The sequence below is a fragment of the Burkholderiales bacterium genome (genome assembly GCA_035543335.1).
Classification (GTDB): domain Bacteria; phylum Pseudomonadota; class Gammaproteobacteria; order Burkholderiales; family JAHFRG01; genus JAHFRG01.
Genome location: DASZZH010000009.1, coordinates 1 through 15,155, shown reverse-complemented (window position 1 = coordinate 15,155; position 15,155 = coordinate 1). Strand labels below are relative to the sequence as shown.

Genomic DNA, 15,155 nt, shown 5'->3' with positions numbered 1-15,155 from the left:
ACATTTATCAAAATCGGGCTTTATCAATGGCAGCTACACTTATGCCGCAGGCGCGGCAACCGTTAATAATACCCCCTCAAATCCGTACAGTGCTTTCGTCGATCTGCGTTACGACAGCATCTATGGCGATCCCGGTGCGGCTGGCTATGCAACACAACCAAAAAAGCATAACCTCAAGTCTGGAAACCAGATTCCAGTAGAAATTTTGTCCGAGGTGGACAGAAAAGTTGATGACGGCGATCCTTTCCGCGGCGCCTTCATGTTTGCCGCACAAGGCACGGCCGCCGTCGCCAACTGCTCCGTAGGCGGAACCCCGAATCTTTGGAAGACGACCGGGGCCACCAGCGTGGATTGTGCTGGTACCAGTATCTTCTAGCAAAAGAATTGCAGGGATATTAAAAAAGCCCGCATTAAGCGGGCTTTTTTATTGCGTCAATCAATCACCCTGCATCAACTTGATCTCCGCCGCTGCCAGGTTGTCCTCGGTACCCAGCAGCACCACCACCAGCACCGCAGTGGCAAGCAGAATCAGCACCAGTTGCAGCGTGGTTTGCATAACATATTTTCGTTGGTGTCCAAAACAATGATGCCGTAATGCGGATGAAATGCAAGCGACCGCATTCAGATTTTGCGCCGCGCCGCGCGCCCTGCGCGAGTCCGAGGCGCCTTCTGCTATACTTTCCGCGATGAGCAGCGTGAAAAAGCCCGCAAAGCCGGCTCTTCCGCAAGCGCTGGCGCTGGCGCGTCAAGTCCTGGAAATCGAGGCGCGCGGCATAGTGGCGCTGATCGACCGGCTCGACCAGCAATTTCTGCGCGCGGTGGAGCTGATTTTGCACTGCCGCGGCAGAGTCGTGGTAAGCGGGATCGGCAAATCCGGCCACATCGCGCGCAAGATCGCGTCCACCCTGGCCAGCACCGGGACGCCGGCATTTTTCGTGCATCCCGCGGAAGCCAGTCACGGCGATCTCGGCATGGTTACGCGTGAGGACGTGCTGATCGCGCTTTCCAATTCCGGCGAGAGCGCGGAGCTCCTCACCATTGTGCCCATCCTCAAACGCCAGGGCGCGAAATTGATTTCGATTACCGGCAATCCCCGGTCCTCGCTGGCGGTTGAAGCCGATGTGCATCTCGACGCGACGGTGGCGGAAGAAGCCTGCCCCCTTGGGCTCGCGCCCACAGCCAGCACCACTGCGGCGCTCGCCCTCGGCGATGCGCTGGCGGTGGTGCTGCTGGACGCGCGAGGCTTTGGCATCGAGGATTTTGCCCGCTCGCATCCGGGCGGTGCGTTGGGCCGGAAGCTGCTGACTCACGTGCGCGACGTGATGCGCACGGGTGACGCCATGCCGGTCGTATCCGAAAACGCAACATTCCCCCAAGCGATTCTGGAAATGTCGAAAAAAGGCATGGGCATGACTGCGGTGCTCAATACCAGGCAACGCGTAGTCGGGATTTTTACAGATGGCGACTTGCGCCGCGCCCTGGAAAAAATCACCGACTTGCGCAGCGTCATGGTTGCCCAGGTGATGACACCCAACCCGCGCACCATCGCGCCCGATCGTCTGGCGGTGGAAGCGGTGGAAATGATGGAGAGCCACAAAATCAACCAGCTCCTGGTGGTGGACGCCGACCAGCGGCTCATTGGCGCGCTCAACATGCACGACCTGTTCCGCGCCAAAGTCATTTGATGAGCGGTCAGCCATCTGTAGTCAGCTTTCAGCTTTTGGGACTGACTGACGGCTAATGGCTGATCGCTGAAAGCTAACTCATGCAAGATGTTTTCGAAAAAGCCAAACGTGTCCGTCTCGCGCTGTTTGACGTGGACGGTGTGCTCACCGACGGCGGTCTCTACATCTCTGACAGCGGCGAAGAATACAAGGCGTTCAACACGCTGGACGGCCACGGCATGCGCATGCTCAAAGCCAGCGGAGTCGAGCTTGCCATCATTACCGGCCGGACTTCGCGCTGCGTGGAAATGCGCGCGCAAAATCTCGGCATCGGACTGCTTTACCAGGGCGTGGACGACAAACTTGAAGTCTACGATTCATTGTTGAAGAAATTCGCTCTCTCTTCTGAGGCCACGGCTTTTGTCGGCGACGATGTGGTGGATTTGCCGGTGATGCGCCGCGCAGGATTGGCCATCTGCGTGCCCGAATCGCCAGCCCTGGTAAAACAGCATGCGCACTACGTCACCCAAGCAGCGGGCGGGCGCGGTGCGGTGCGTGAGATCTGCGAGCTCATCATGCAGGCGCAGGAGACCTATTCGGCGCAGATCGCCCCCTATCTCAAATGAACAACCGGCTGCTCATCTGGGCCCCCCTCGGCATGCTGTTCCTGCTGGCCGCGCTGACGTGGTGGCTCGACAGCAAGGTGCAGCCGCCCCAGCCCAAGCGTGACGGCAGCAGCCGCCACGACCCGGACTACATCGTTGAGGATTTCACCACGACCCGCATGAGCAAGGACGGCATGCCGCGCTATATCCTCCGGGCAAAAAAAATGGTGCATTACCCGGATGACGACAGCACCCACTTGGACTACCCGGACTTCCGCCATGTGGAAACCGGCAAGCCGGAACTGCGCATCACCTCAGGCCAGGGCTTCCTTTCGAGCGGCGGCGAAGACGCTTACTTCATCGGCGACGTCAAAGTGGTGCGCGCGCCGGATGCGGAATATGGAGAGCTCAGGCTCTTTACCAGCTTTTTGCACGTTATCCCCGACCAGGACCTTGCCAAGACCGACAAGCCGGTGACTCTCACCAACCCGCATACCATAATCAATGCGGTTGGCTTAGAATTGAACAGCAACACCCGCGAACTCAAGCTCCTCTCCCAAGTAAAAGGCCATTATGAGAATCCAAAGTAAACCCCGGTCTCTTCCACTGTGGGCGCTGCTTGGAGTTTTCTTTTGCGCGCCGGCGTCGGCGGAGCGCGCCGACCGCGACAAGCCGGTCAACGTGGAAGCGAACAAGGTCAACGTGGACGACGCCAACAAAGTGAGCATCTTTGAGGGCAACGTGGTACTCACCCAGGGCACCATCCGCATCCGCGCCGACAAAATGATTGTGCGCCAAGATGAAGACGGCTTTAATTCCGGCACCGCTTACGGCAACCTCGCCACCTTCCGCCAGAAAATGGAAGGTGTCGATGAATTCATCGAGGGCGAGGCGGAACGCATTGAATACAACGGCAAGGCGGAGAAACTGGAACTGTTCGCGCGTGCCCACATCAAGCGCGACCAGGACGAATTGCGCGGCAACTATATTTCCTACAACGCGCAGACGGAATTCTATCAGGCCTTGAGCGGCAAACCGGCGACCGCTGCTGAAACGAAACCGGGCCGGGTGCACGCAGTCATCCAGCCCAAGGACAAGAACAAGAACAACAAACCCGATACGCCGGCCTCCCCCGCAACGCTGAAACCCTCTTCCGGCATCGTCAATCCGCCGCAAGAATAAAAACCTTAATATTGCTAACGACCACGTTAACCTTGGCGGGCACGATTGATGAGTGAACTCAAAGCGCAGAAGCTGAGAAAGCGTTACAAGTCACGAACCGTGGTGCGCGACGTGTCGCTGGAAGTGCGCAGCGGCGAAGTCATCGGCCTGCTCGGCCCCAACGGTGCGGGCAAGACCACCTGCTTTTACATGATGGTGGGCCTGGTGCCTTTGGACGGCGGCAGTATTATTTTGGATGAGCGCAACTTGAGCCACATGCCGATTCACCGCCGCGCGCGACTGGGTCTGAGCTATTTGCCGCAGGAAGCCTCGATCTTCCGCCGGATGACGGTGGCGGAAAACATCCAGGCGGTGCTAGAACTGCAAGACTTTCAGCCCGATGAAATCAGGAACCGGCTGGACGATTTGCTACACGATCTGGGCATTGCCCATTTGTGCAACAACCCGGCCATGTCGCTTTCCGGCGGCGAGCGGCGGCGGGTAGAAATCGCCCGCGCGCTCGCATCCAACCCGCGCTTCATCCTGCTCGACGAACCGTTCGCCGGCGTGGATCCCATCGCCGTGCTCGACATCCAGAAAATCATCGGCTTCCTCAAGGAGAAAGGCATAGGCGTATTGATCACCGACCACAACGTGCGCGAGACCCTGGGAATATGCGACCGCGCCTATATCATCAACGACGGCTCGGTTCTGGCCTACGGCAAACCCGACGAAATCGTTTATAATGAAAGCGTGAGAAAAGTGTATTTGGGCGAACATTTCCGGCTGTAAACAGGCGATTGCGGGTACCCCCCGACCACTCACCGGCGACAAGAAACCCGAAACCGAAAGAGAATGAAGCACACCCTCCAGCTCAAGCTGTCCCAGCACCTGACGCTGACGCCGCAGCTGCAACAATCCATCCGGCTTTTGCAACTCTCGACACTGGAACTCAACCAGGAGCTCGAGCGCTTCCTACAGGAAAATCCCCTGCTCGAGCGCGACGACGAGGCGGCGGATGAAACACCGAAGGTGTACCCGACCGGGAACGACGCCTTGGCAGACAGCGCTTTTCGTGCGGATGAGCGCCCGGCGGAAAGCGCCCAGGAGACCACGCCCAGCGTCGCCGACATGGTGGAGCCCGCCTGGTTCGAGGAAGCGGGTTTCTCCAGTGCGCGCGAGGACTCCGATGAAGCCGAGTATCCGCAGCTCGCGGCGGTCTCGCCGACACTGCGCGAGCATCTGCACTGGCAGCTTGCGCTCACCAAGCTCGTCGAGCGCGACAACAAACTGGTGTCGCTGTTGATTGATGCCCTGGATGAAGACGGGTGCCTAACGCAGCCGCTGGAAGAGCTGGTTGCGCTGTTGCCGGAAGAATTGAGCGTGACCCTGGATGAACTGCAAATTGCGCTGAAGCACCTGCAAAAATTCGAACCAGCGGGCGTGGGCGCGCGCAATCTGGGCGAATGCCTCAAACTTCAGCTGGAAGCGCTACCCGAGGATACTCCCTATCGCGCCGAGGCTTTGAAAATCGTGACGGAACATCTGGACAGCCTGGCGTCCCGCGACTTTGCCAAACTGAAAAAAAATCTGCATTGCGATGACCATACCCTGCGCCAGGCGCAGCATTTGATCACCAGCCTGAATCCGCGGCCCGGCGCGGATTATGCGCAAGTGGAGACTCGCTACGTGGTGGCCGACGTGGTGGTGAAGAAAGTCAAAGGCATATGGGTGGCGAACCTCAACCCGGACGCGATGCCCAAGCTCAGGCTCAACCGCATGTACGCCGACATCCTACACCGCAACCGCGATTCGAGCTTCCAGCAGCTCGCTCCGCAATTGCAGGAGGCAAAATGGCTGATCAAGAACGTGCAGCAGCGCTTCGACACCATTTTGCGCGTCTCCCAGGCCATCGTCGACCGCCAGCGCCATTTTTTCGAGTATGGCGAAGTGGCGATGCGCCCTCTCGTGTTGCGCGAAATCGCCGAAGCCTTGAGTCTGCATGAATCCACCGTCTCGCGCGTCACCACACAGAAATACATGCTCACCCCGCGCGGCATTTACGAACTCAAATACTTTTTCGGCAGCCATGTCGCCACTGAGACCGGCGGTGCCTGCTCTGCCACCGCCATCCGCGCGCTGATCAAGCAACTGGTCGCCGCCGAAGAGCCGAAAAAACCGCTTTCCGACAGCCAGATTTCGGAAATCCTCGGCCAACAGGGCATCGTGGTGGCGCGCCGCACCATCGCCAAATACCGCGAAGCACTGCAGATCCGGCCCGTCAGCCAGCGCAAATCGTTGTGATCACCAAGGAGACCAAATGAACCTCAATCTCACTGGACACCATCTCGAAATCACGCCTTCGATCCGCGACTACATTGTGTCCAAGCTCGGCAGAATCACGCGTCATTTCGATCATGTGATTGATGTCAACGTGATTCTTTCGGTGGAAAAGCTGAAACAGAAAATCGAAGTCAACGTGCATGTGCGCGGCAAAGACATTTTTGCCGAATGCGACGACGCCGACCTGTACGCCGCCATCGACCTCTTGGTGGACAAGCTCGACCGGCAAATCCTCAAGCACAAGGAAAAACATTTCGAGCACCGTCACAACGGGGCGCTCAAACACCAGTCTCACGATTGATTTCATGCAATTGATTCCATGCAACTGATCCCGAGCCGTCGCGGCGGCGCTTCCGGCGATACCGCGGACGCTGAAAAAGCCAGCCTGGTCACCAGGCTGCTTCCGCCCGCCAACGTCATCCTCGACCTGGATGTGGCAAGCAAGAAGCGTGTGTTCGAGCAGGCGGGATTGCTGTTCGAGAACAACCACGGCATCGCCAGGAGCCAAGTCTTCGATGCGTTGTTTGCGCGCGAAAAACTCGGCTCCACGGGGCTGGGTCACGGTATCGCCATTCCCCACGGCCGCATCAAGTCGCTGAAAGAAGCGCTGGGGGCATTTTTCCGCACCAAAGCACCGGTTCCCTTCGACGCGCCCGACGGCCGGCCGGTCAACCTCGTTTTCGTGCTGCTGGTGCCGGAGCGCGCCACCGATTTGCACTTGCAGATCCTGAGCGAGCTCGCCCAGATGTTCAGCGACCGCAACCTGCGCGAGACGCTCGCTGCCTGCGGCGATCCCGCGCTGCTTCATCAACTCTTAAGCGGATGGCAACCTCATGCCCCAGGTCAGCGCAGCCCTGCTGTTTCAAGATAACCAGGAGCGGCTCGGACTCACCTGGATTACCGGCGAAGAAAACCGCCTGCTCACCAGCGAGGATATCGCGAATTCGTCCAATGGCGTGGTCGGCCATCTTAATTTCATCCACCCCAACTGGGTGCAGGTGCTGGACCGCGCCGAAATCGAATATTTGAACCGGCTCGATGCCAAAACCATGCAACAATCGCTGCAAGGCCTGGCGGCCAGCAACCCTTTTTGTTTCATTCTCGCCCGGGAAGCCCGCGTGCCGGCGGCGCTGAAAAAGCTCACCGATGAAAAACGCATCCCGCTGATCGCCTCCACCCAGGGCAGCCTGCATCTCATGAATGTGCTGCGCGTCTATCTTTCCAAGGTGCTGGCGGAAATGACCAATTTGCACGGCGTGTTCCTCGATGTGTTGGGGATGGGCGTGCTGCTCACCGGTGAAAGCGGCGTCGGCAAAAGCGAGCTTGCTCTTGAGCTGATCAGCCGCGGGCATGGCCTGGTTGCGGATGACAGCGTCGAGCTTTATCACGTCGCGCCGGACACGCTGGAGGGACGCTGCCCACCGCTGCTCAGGGACTTTCTCGAAGTGCGGGGATTGGGCGTGCTCAACATCCGCACCATCTTCGGCGAGACCGCGGTGCGGCGCAAGATGAACCTGAAGTTGATTGCGAACCTGGAAAAACCCAGCGGCACGCACATTCCGGGGCTGGAGCGCCTGCCTCTCGGCGCAAGCTCGGAGGACATCCTCGGCGTGAAAATCCGCAAGGTGACGATTCCCGTCGCTGAAGGGCGCAATCTGGCGGTGCTGGTGGAAGCCGCGGTGCGCAACTACATTTTGCAGTTGCGCGGCATAGACAGCACCCAGGAATTCATCAAGCGCCACGAGCAAATGATGGCCGATCCGTCCGCCGGCGAAGAGTAACCGGTATTGCCCGTCATGCAGCTCATCCTCATCACCGGCCTTTCCGGCTCCGGCAAAAGCATCGCGCTCAATGTGCTGGAAGACGGCAGCTATTACTGCGTGGACAACCTGCCGGCGAAGCTCCTTCCCGAGATCACCCGCTTTCTCCAGGAGGCAGGCCACGATCGCGTCGCGGTGAGCATTGATGTAAGGAGCGGCGATACGTTTAACCAGCTGCCGCAGCAAATCAACGCGCTGCGCGGGCAAGGCGTCGACGTGCGCCCGCTTTTCCTCGAAGCAAAAAATGAAACGCTGGTGAAGCGTTTTGCCGAAACCCGCCGCCGCCACCCGCTGCAGGACGACACGCGTACGCTGGCCGAATGCATAGCGCTGGAGCGTGAGCGGCTCGCCGACATCGGCGATCTGGCGCAGCATATCGACACCAGCGACCTAAACCCTAACGCGCTGCGCGGGTGGATCAAGGATCTGGTAAAAATTGACCGCTCGCGCCTGACGCTCCTGTTCCAGTCTTTCGGTTTCAAGAACGGCATTCCGCTGGATGCCGACCTGGTATTCGACATGCGCTGTCTGCCCAACCCGCACTACGATCCAAGCTTACGTGAACTCACCGGCAAGGACCCCGCGGTCGTTGAATTCCTACACAAAGACAAAAACGTGCTGGACATGCTGGCCGACATCCAGCGCTTCATCGAAAACTGGCTGCCCTGCTTTATTCGCGACAACCGCTATCACCTCACTGTGGCGCTGGGCTGCACCGGCGGCCGCCACCGCTCGGTATATTTCGCCGAAAAACTCGCCGCACATTTTAGAAGCAAGAACCAGGTGCTGGTGCGCCACCGCGAACTCGCCTGAGGCCATGAACCTGTTTCGCTACACCAAACCGGGAGACTGGCTGGTATTCGGCTGCGGCCTGTTGCGCTGCTCTACAATGCAGAAATAAACCCCGCCCTTATATGAGTTTCTCGAAAACAATCACGCTGGCTTTCACCGGCGCCTCCGGCATGTCTTATGGCGTGCGCCTGCTCGAATCGCTGCTCGCCGGCAAAATGCGTGTGTATCTGCTCTATTCGCCCGCGGCGCAAATCGTAGCGCAGCAGGAAATGGGGCTTGCTCTCCCGTCCAGGGCGAAGGAAGCACAAAGCTTTTTCCGCGAAAAATATGGCGTGGACGAAAATGCGCTCAAAGTATTCGGGCGCGAGGAATGGTTTGCGCCGGTGGCCTCCGGCTCGAATCCGGCGGACGCCATGGTGATCTGCCCGTGCAGCATGGGCACGCTTGCCGCCGTTGCTGCCGGCCTGAGCGACAACCTGATCGAGCGCGCGGCGGACGTGACGCTGAAGGAGGCCCGCAAACTGATTCTGGTGCCGCGTGAGACGCCGCTTTCGGCCATCCACCTCGAGAACATGCTGAAGCTTTCCCGCGCCGGCGCGGTGATTCTGCCGGCCAATCCCGGCTTCTATCACCATCCGCAGAATATCCAGGATTTGGTGGACTTCGTGGTGGCGCGCATCCTCGACCATCTCGGCATTCCGCATCAGCTTGCAGCGCGCTGGGGAAAAGAGGCGAATTGAACCATGGTTCGAGCTTTTCCGTGAACCTCGGCCTCTTTTCAAAGAGCACGCCTGCGCCGGAAACCCTGCCGATTTTCCCGCTCAATACCGTGCTGTTTCCCGGCGGCATCCTCATGCTCAAGGTATTCGAGCCGCGCTACATGGACATGAGCAAGATGTGTCTGCGCGACAACAAACCGTTCGGCGTCTGCCTGATCAAGGAGGGCCATGAGATCGGCGCGCCCGCCGTACCCGTGGACATCGGCTGCACTGCCGAAATTGCCGAATGGGACATGCAACAGCTCGGGGTATTGAATCTGAAAACCGAGGGCGTGCGGCGTTTCCGCATCCTGGGCCGGCAGGTGGCAAAAGACGGCTTGATCAGCGCCGAGGTCGCGATGCTCGGAGCGGAGCCGGAGACCCCGCTTTCTTCGGACCTGAGCCAATGCGTCACCGTGCTGAAGCTCATCATGGAAAAAATCGGCGAGGAACATTTTCCTGCGCCGGCTAAGCTAGATGATGCAACCTGGGTCGGCTACCGCCTCGCCGAAGTGTTGCCGCTCAAACTTGCGGCGAAACAAAAAATGCTGGAGATCAACGATTCCATCGTGCGCCTGCAGGTCCTGCATAAGTTCCTCGTCCAGCAAGGCTTGGTCGCTTAGGCGGCCTGGTCATTCACCCCGTGATGACGCCAACTCCGGTCGCCCGCCGTATTTGCCGTAAAACCATTTGAGCGCAAACGGCGGCAGCGCGGTGGTCAGCGCAACCACGATGAGTAATGCGGCGTAGAGTTCGGCGTTGAGAATGCCGTTGTTAAGCCCCACCTGGGCAAAAATCAGCCCCACCTCCCCGCGCGGTATCATCGAAAGACCGATGGCCGACTGACGCAGACGGTTTTCGTCGATGCAAAAGCCGGCGAGCCATTTGCCGGCTATCGCAATCACCACCAACGCCAGCGACAAGGCCCACACCAAAGCGGAATTCCAGTTCACTGTGTTGAGGTCGAGCGAGACGCCGACCATGACGAAGAAAATCGGCGAAAACAGATGCACCAGCGGCCGCATCTGGTGCTCCAGGCGCTCGGCCAATTCGGGGCTGGCGGCCAGCACCTGGTTGAGCTGCCGCCGGAACGGCAGCGGCAGGCTCCTGCTCAACTTGATGCGGAACTGCTCGCCCATGGCCAGGCCCGCGGCGAACCCGCCCATGATGGCAGGCGCCCCCACCACGTGGGCGAGGTAGCTGAACATCATGATCAAGCTCACCACCATGGTGAGCAAAAGCCCGGGATGCTCGCTTTTCTTGTCGTAATGATCGATTACCCAGCCGATGATTTTCGCCGCCACCGGCGCAAGCAGCATGAACAGTATGATAAAAAGACTTACCTGGCCCAGCGAAGCCAGTGCGATTTCACCTTGCACCGCGAACTGATAGAGAAACGCCAGCGCGATCACGCCGAGAAAATCGTCGATCACCGCCGCGCCGATCACGATTTGCGCTTCGTCGGAAGCGCGCCGTTTGAGATCGGTGAGCACCCGCACCGTAATGCCGATGCTGGTGGCGGTGAGCGTGCCGCCGATGAAAAGGCTGACGAGGAGCGACAGATCAAACAGCAAATAAGCCGCGGCAAAACCCATAATCAGCGGCAAGAGGAATCCGGCCATCGCCACCATGACCGGCTTCGCGCCCGCCTTCGCCATGCGAAACACGTCGGTATCCATGCCGACTTCGAACAAAAGCAAAATGATGCCGACTTCGGCGAGGATTTTCAGCGTCTCGTCGGGCGCCAGCCAGCCGACGAGCGAAGGACCGAAAATCAGCCCGGCGGCCAGTTCGCCCATCACCGAGGGCACGCCGAAGCGGCTGGCGAACTCGGCGAGAAAACGCGCCGCCAGCAGGATGATGCCCAGATGCAGAAAAAAGATATGCAGCTCCATTCACCCTCCAGCTACGCTGTTACCCGTAAGCAGCGGCTTGCCGCAACAGTTTGCGCACCGGCGCGGGCACTGCCGCGCCTTGCGCATCGTTAAGATTAAGCCACAACTGCCCGGGTTCCGCCGCGTGAAAGTTTAAAGCCTCGACTTGCAGCAAAAGCGGCTGAATGCTCAACTTAAAATGGCTGAAGCCCTGTTCCAGGCGCGGCAAAAAACGCGGCTTCCTTATCCGCGCGCCGAAGCGCTGCGTGCAAACTTTGCGCACATCGTCTTCAGGCGCTATTTCCGGAAAACTCCACAGACTGGCCCAGATGCCGGCAGGCGGGCGCTTTTCCAGCAATATCTCCCCTTTGTGCAATAAAATCAGCATCACGGTTTGCTTGCGCGGCAAAGTCTTTTTCGGCCTGGGCGCGGGCACCTCGCCTATCATGCGCTGGTTGAACGCCCTGCAGTTTGTGCTGAGAGGACATTGCGCGCAAAGCGGCTTGCGCCGCAGGCAGACCGCAGCGCCGAGATCCATCAGGGCTTGCGTGTAGGCCTCGATATTGCGTTTCGGCAGCAGCAGCTCGGATTGGCGCCACAGTTTCGTTTCGACCTTTTTTTCTCCCGGATAACCCTTGATCCCAAAGTAGCGCGCCAATACCCGCTTCACATTGCCGTCCAGTATCGGGTGGCGCTGTCCGAACGCAAATGCGCAAATCGCCGCGGCGGTCGAGCGGCCGACGCCGGGCAAGTTCAACACACTCTCGAAATCGCGTGGAAATTTTCCCGCGTGTTCGCGCGCAATGATTTGCGCGGCGCGGTGGAGATTTCGCGCCCGCGAGTAATACCCCAGCCCGCTCCAGAGAGTCAGCACCTCATTCAGTTCCGCGTTAGCCAAGCTTTTGATGTTGGGAAAGCGCTTAACAAAACGCCGGTAGTAGGGGATGACCGTCGTCACTTGCGTCTGCTGCAGCATGATTTCCGAAAGCCAGATGCGGTAGGGATTGCGCGTGTTCTGCCACGGCAGGTTATGCCGGCCGTGGCGCTTTTGCCACGCTACGACTTTGGCGGCGAAGCTAGGCATAAATTTGGAACCGCAGATAAACGCAGATGAACGCAGAAAGGAGGCGAAGAAAGATCAAATTTGTGAACCACAAATGACACGAAGGAAGAACAAGAATCGAACGAGGTATATTCCATTTACTGATCACCGTTCACTGTTCACTGCCCTTGCAACCGCCAAGAGATTCCAGGAGCAAGTGAACTATAACGCCCGGCATCAGGGGCGCCGGCACCACGCCAGCAAAGCACAACCACGCTGATCGGCGTCCCCTGCATGCCGAAGTTAGACCTCGTTGCATCCTCACTCAAGGATGCCCCATTGCTTAAGAAGACGCTCGGACTCGCGATCAACAAACTCTGGAGGTACGCCGGAGTCAGCGGCGTAGCGCTCTATGAGTTGCCCGACCTGTCGAAGGAGGACGAGAGCGTTATCGGCAATCTTATCAAGTCGAGCAATGAGATCAGCGGAGTCTTTGTCCGATTTCAGGGCACCGCGGCTGTCTCTCCGTGATTGGTGGACCAACCAGTTGCGCTCCTGAAGAGTGTTTGTCAGACCTGCAGCTAGCGTTGGATCAAGCACGCCAGCGCCCGAGAGTTCCTTCAGTACGGACCCGAATGTCCTCTTGCCAACAGCGCCCAGGAGCGCCTCTCCCGCTGCCACACCCATGCCCCGTTTGGCGTGGACCCTCATCACTAGGTAGTTAACCGCCGCCCACTCCAACTCTTGAAGCTGCCATACCGCGAACCCGACGCGCTGCGTGATTGCAGCGAGCCTATCCGCCTTCTCGAGTCGATCCACCAATGGCATAGGGAATATGAGGTCTAACGTTTGAATTGAGCGGTGCCGAAAGACATCCGCTCCAGTGAAAGGTTAGGCACCTGGCAGCTTAATTCGCGTCGATGAAGCAGTGCCGTCGGCATCTCGAGTGTGCACGATAATTGATGTCGACTCGCCGGGCGCCGTTGTTGCCGTTTGTCCTTTTTCGATCAGGAACGGCTGAGGTGTAGTTAATGAACATAAAGGTGGAACGCGGAAGCCGATCAAAGGTTCTGAGATTAGTCTTGCTTGATATTCCTTTGTGGTGATTCGGCAACGTCCTGGGCTGGAGAACCCACCAATGACTTCGTGTTGCCGCCGTGCATGAATGCAGATGCGAATGTTTTGTTCTTCGACACGGTTTGGAAACCGTGCGGCGACCGCGAAAGCTTGCTGCACATCCGCTCGAACGGTCAAGCTGCCGTTCCACTGCACGCAGAATGGAAGATCGTTATTAAGAGTACCAGACCCAATAAAGAAACCTCTGTTCCCTGGGTCTAGTAGTTGAAGTGGTGCTGCGTAGTGCACCTCAACACGGGTTACTTCTACGGGTCGCTTTGATTGCGTAGTCACGCTAAAGAGCAGCAGTCCGCCGTTGTTTCCCTCGTGGAAGACAGGCACCGACCTCCAAGGCCAGTTTGCGGCCTGTGGAAAAAGAACCTCGATTCGCGTTTGATCGAACCAAACCCTATGCACCCATTTCAAGGGGGCAGCTATTGCGCCAAATAGTTTTAGGGGAAAGATATCCACTGGTGGGGCCTAACGGTCGCATTGACCGGCGCGCCGCGTGTCGGCGCGTCCGCTCTCGAACGCGGGGTTAGACAACATGGTGATTAAGGCACCCACAAAGCTATTTTGCCTTTAAGGAGGAACCTAGGTTTGGAGCATGGGCTTTCAATAATGGAATCAATTTGCGGGCAACCTCAGAAGTCACTACGAGTTGAACGCGCGCTGAATCGTTGGACAAAAATATTTCAACGGTGGAAGGAACTGCAATTCCGTTTGCGTCGAGGCTAGACAGCGGCCCTGGCTTTACGTAAAGGACTTTGTCGAAGATACCAAGATTTCCGTACTCACTCATAGAGCACCTGTCATGTTGTCTAACGTTTGAAATCAGCGGCGCGCGCTTGCGCGCGTCCGCTCTGGATGGAAAAGTTAGCTGGCACCCCGGAGACCCAACCAATAACGGTGGTGTTTTTCATAGCGACTGTAAGCTATATGGAAACTTTTCAACAAACCTCCATTTGATCATTTTTGCTTCTACGTCTGCCGGTGAGGGAGTTGGCGCGATAGCAATTAGAGCATCGCCCAACAACAGGAAAGGCAGTACGAAAAGAAACGAGAGTGGGCGCAATTGCGGTACTGCTAGAGAGACTTTGCAAAATACCGCGATAATTCCCATCAAAATCGCCCAAACTCCACTCATTGCCAAAATTACGAGCAACAAAGGTAATCGCAGTACTGCAAGAAGCATGTAGATCGGTCGTAATACGATTGCTAAAGGAATCCCAATTAAACGAATTGGCTGCACGAGCACCAGAATTACTTTCTGCTCCCAACAAGAAGGAGCGTCACCGTAAGGATTCATAGAATCTCAATAGGTAATGGTGCCGGCTAACTAAAAATGGACAACAAAAGTGGTGCCTAATCCGGCGAATTTTGCCTTTTGCTGCGTCATCCTGCAAGCAATCCAAGCCATTAACAGATTCAAGCGATTAAAATATCCCGCACGGGTTCGAATCCTGTAAATCCTGTCTATTCTTGTTTTGCTTTCATCCGCGTTTATCGGCGTTCATCTGCGGTTCCATTATGCGGTTCACACAGCGCTTGTTATTTGAGCAGCCCCTTGAGTTTTTCCTGCAGTTTGCCTTTGACCGCCTCTTCGGCTTTTTGCTTGACGACCTCGGTCGCGGCCGCGCCGAAATCCAGGCTGTACTGCGGCGCCTTGAACGGGCCGGACACGCGCACCGGTATGGTCACCCCTTTAAGCGAGGAAATATCCGCGCCGCCCTGCCCCTTGCCGCTCTCCACGATGGACGCTTTGGCGAGATAGTTCAGTCTGTCTTCGCCGATATTGATGTCGCCGCTCCCGCTCAAGCGCAACAGCGGCGATTTCATTGAAAGATCGTCGTTGTGGGCGACGCCGTTCCTGATGTCGAAGCTCGCTTTGAGTTCGCTGAAATCGGTCTTCTGCGATTTGTCCGCGGCCTGGGTTTGTTGACCCTTGAGCGCGCCGAGCTTGGATTTAAAGTTGCGTAT

19 protein-coding genes are annotated in these 15,155 nt (G+C 57.7%); 13 read left to right on the top strand and 6 right to left on the bottom strand.

What is annotated here, in order from left to right:
- The 13 genes from VHE58_02205 to VHE58_02145 form a co-directional block, all read left to right on the top strand.
- Positions 1-376: hypothetical protein (locus VHE58_02205; protein HVS26105.1), on the top strand; the 376-nt coding region annotated here is incomplete at its 5' end.
- 310 nt (positions 377-686) lie between these two features.
- Entirely contained in the window at positions 687-1,685 is a 999-nt protein-coding gene (locus tag VHE58_02200; GenBank protein HVS26104.1) for a KpsF/GutQ family sugar-phosphate isomerase, read from the top strand.
- An 80-nt stretch (positions 1,686-1,765) separates the two neighbouring features.
- Positions 1,766-2,290: a 3-deoxy-manno-octulosonate-8-phosphatase KdsC gene (gene kdsC, locus VHE58_02195; GenBank protein HVS26103.1), complete on the top strand. Its 525-nt coding sequence runs from the start codon at positions 1,766-1,768 to the stop codon at positions 2,288-2,290.
- Positions 2,287-2,859, top strand: a complete 573-nt coding sequence (gene lptC / locus VHE58_02190; GenBank protein HVS26102.1) for an LPS export ABC transporter periplasmic protein LptC — start codon at positions 2,287-2,289, stop codon at positions 2,857-2,859. Before kdsC ends, lptC begins: the two co-directional genes overlap by 4 nt.
- On the top strand, positions 2,843-3,451 hold the full coding sequence (gene lptA, locus VHE58_02185; protein HVS26101.1) for a lipopolysaccharide transport periplasmic protein LptA: 609 nt from the start codon (positions 2,843-2,845) through the stop codon (positions 3,449-3,451). Before lptC ends, lptA begins: the two co-directional genes overlap by 17 nt.
- 48 nt (positions 3,452-3,499) lie before the next feature.
- Complete coding sequence (lptB, locus tag VHE58_02180) at positions 3,500-4,222, top strand: LPS export ABC transporter ATP-binding protein (protein ID HVS26100.1); 723 nt, start codon at positions 3,500-3,502, stop codon at positions 4,220-4,222.
- A 63-nt stretch (positions 4,223-4,285) separates the two neighbouring features.
- Positions 4,286-5,734 carry an RNA polymerase factor sigma-54 gene (locus tag VHE58_02175; GenBank protein HVS26099.1) on the top strand — a complete coding sequence of 483 codons (1,449 nt, stop codon included), beginning with the start codon at positions 4,286-4,288 and terminating at the stop codon, positions 5,732-5,734.
- A 16-nt stretch (positions 5,735-5,750) separates the two neighbouring features.
- Positions 5,751-6,074, top strand: a complete 324-nt coding sequence (gene raiA / locus VHE58_02170; protein HVS26098.1) for a ribosome-associated translation inhibitor RaiA — start codon at positions 5,751-5,753, stop codon at positions 6,072-6,074.
- Between the two features lie 18 nt (positions 6,075-6,092).
- Positions 6,093-6,644 (top strand): PTS sugar transporter subunit IIA, encoded by a 552-nt coding sequence (locus tag VHE58_02165; GenBank protein HVS26097.1) that lies wholly within the window; start codon positions 6,093-6,095, stop codon positions 6,642-6,644.
- A complete protein-coding gene (hprK, locus tag VHE58_02160; GenBank protein HVS26096.1) occupies positions 6,607-7,554 on the top strand; it encodes an HPr(Ser) kinase/phosphatase in 948 nt (315 codons plus the stop codon). The genes VHE58_02165 and hprK overlap by 38 nt, the downstream gene beginning before the upstream one ends.
- Positions 7,555-7,569: 15 nt before the next feature.
- Complete coding sequence (gene rapZ, locus VHE58_02155; protein ID HVS26095.1) at positions 7,570-8,406, top strand: RNase adapter RapZ; 837 nt, start codon at positions 7,570-7,572, stop codon at positions 8,404-8,406.
- Positions 8,407-8,507: 101 nt separating this feature from the next.
- Positions 8,508-9,125, top strand: a complete 618-nt coding sequence (locus tag VHE58_02150) for a flavin prenyltransferase UbiX (protein HVS26094.1) — start codon at positions 8,508-8,510, stop codon at positions 9,123-9,125.
- 20 nt (positions 9,126-9,145) lie between these two features.
- The gene (locus VHE58_02145; protein HVS26093.1) at positions 9,146-9,766 is read left to right on the top strand and encodes an LON peptidase substrate-binding domain-containing protein; all 621 of its coding nucleotides are present in this window, start codon (positions 9,146-9,148) and stop codon (positions 9,764-9,766) included.
- Between the two features lie 9 nt (positions 9,767-9,775).
- Here VHE58_02145 and VHE58_02140 read toward each other — a convergent pair whose 3' ends face one another.
- The 6 genes from VHE58_02140 to VHE58_02115 form a co-directional block, all read right to left on the bottom strand.
- Entirely contained in the window at positions 9,776-11,038 is a 1,263-nt protein-coding gene (locus VHE58_02140) for a cation:proton antiporter (GenBank protein ID HVS26092.1), read from the bottom strand.
- Between the two features lie 19 nt (positions 11,039-11,057).
- Entirely contained in the window at positions 11,058-12,101 is a 1,044-nt protein-coding gene (gene mutY / locus VHE58_02135; protein HVS26091.1) for an A/G-specific adenine glycosylase, read from the bottom strand.
- A 279-nt stretch (positions 12,102-12,380) separates the two neighbouring features.
- Positions 12,381-12,881, bottom strand: a complete 501-nt coding sequence (locus VHE58_02130; protein ID HVS26090.1) for a hypothetical protein — start codon at positions 12,879-12,881, stop codon at positions 12,381-12,383.
- A gap of 69 nt (positions 12,882-12,950) precedes the next feature.
- Entirely contained in the window at positions 12,951-13,646 is a 696-nt protein-coding gene (locus VHE58_02125) for a hypothetical protein (GenBank protein ID HVS26089.1), read from the bottom strand.
- A gap of 448 nt (positions 13,647-14,094) precedes the next feature.
- Complete coding sequence (locus VHE58_02120) at positions 14,095-14,484, bottom strand: hypothetical protein (protein ID HVS26088.1); 390 nt, start codon at positions 14,482-14,484, stop codon at positions 14,095-14,097.
- Positions 14,485-14,726: 242 nt separating this feature from the next.
- Positions 14,727-15,155 (bottom strand): AsmA-like C-terminal region-containing protein (locus tag VHE58_02115; protein HVS26087.1); only part of this gene is annotated, 429 nt, incomplete at its 5' end.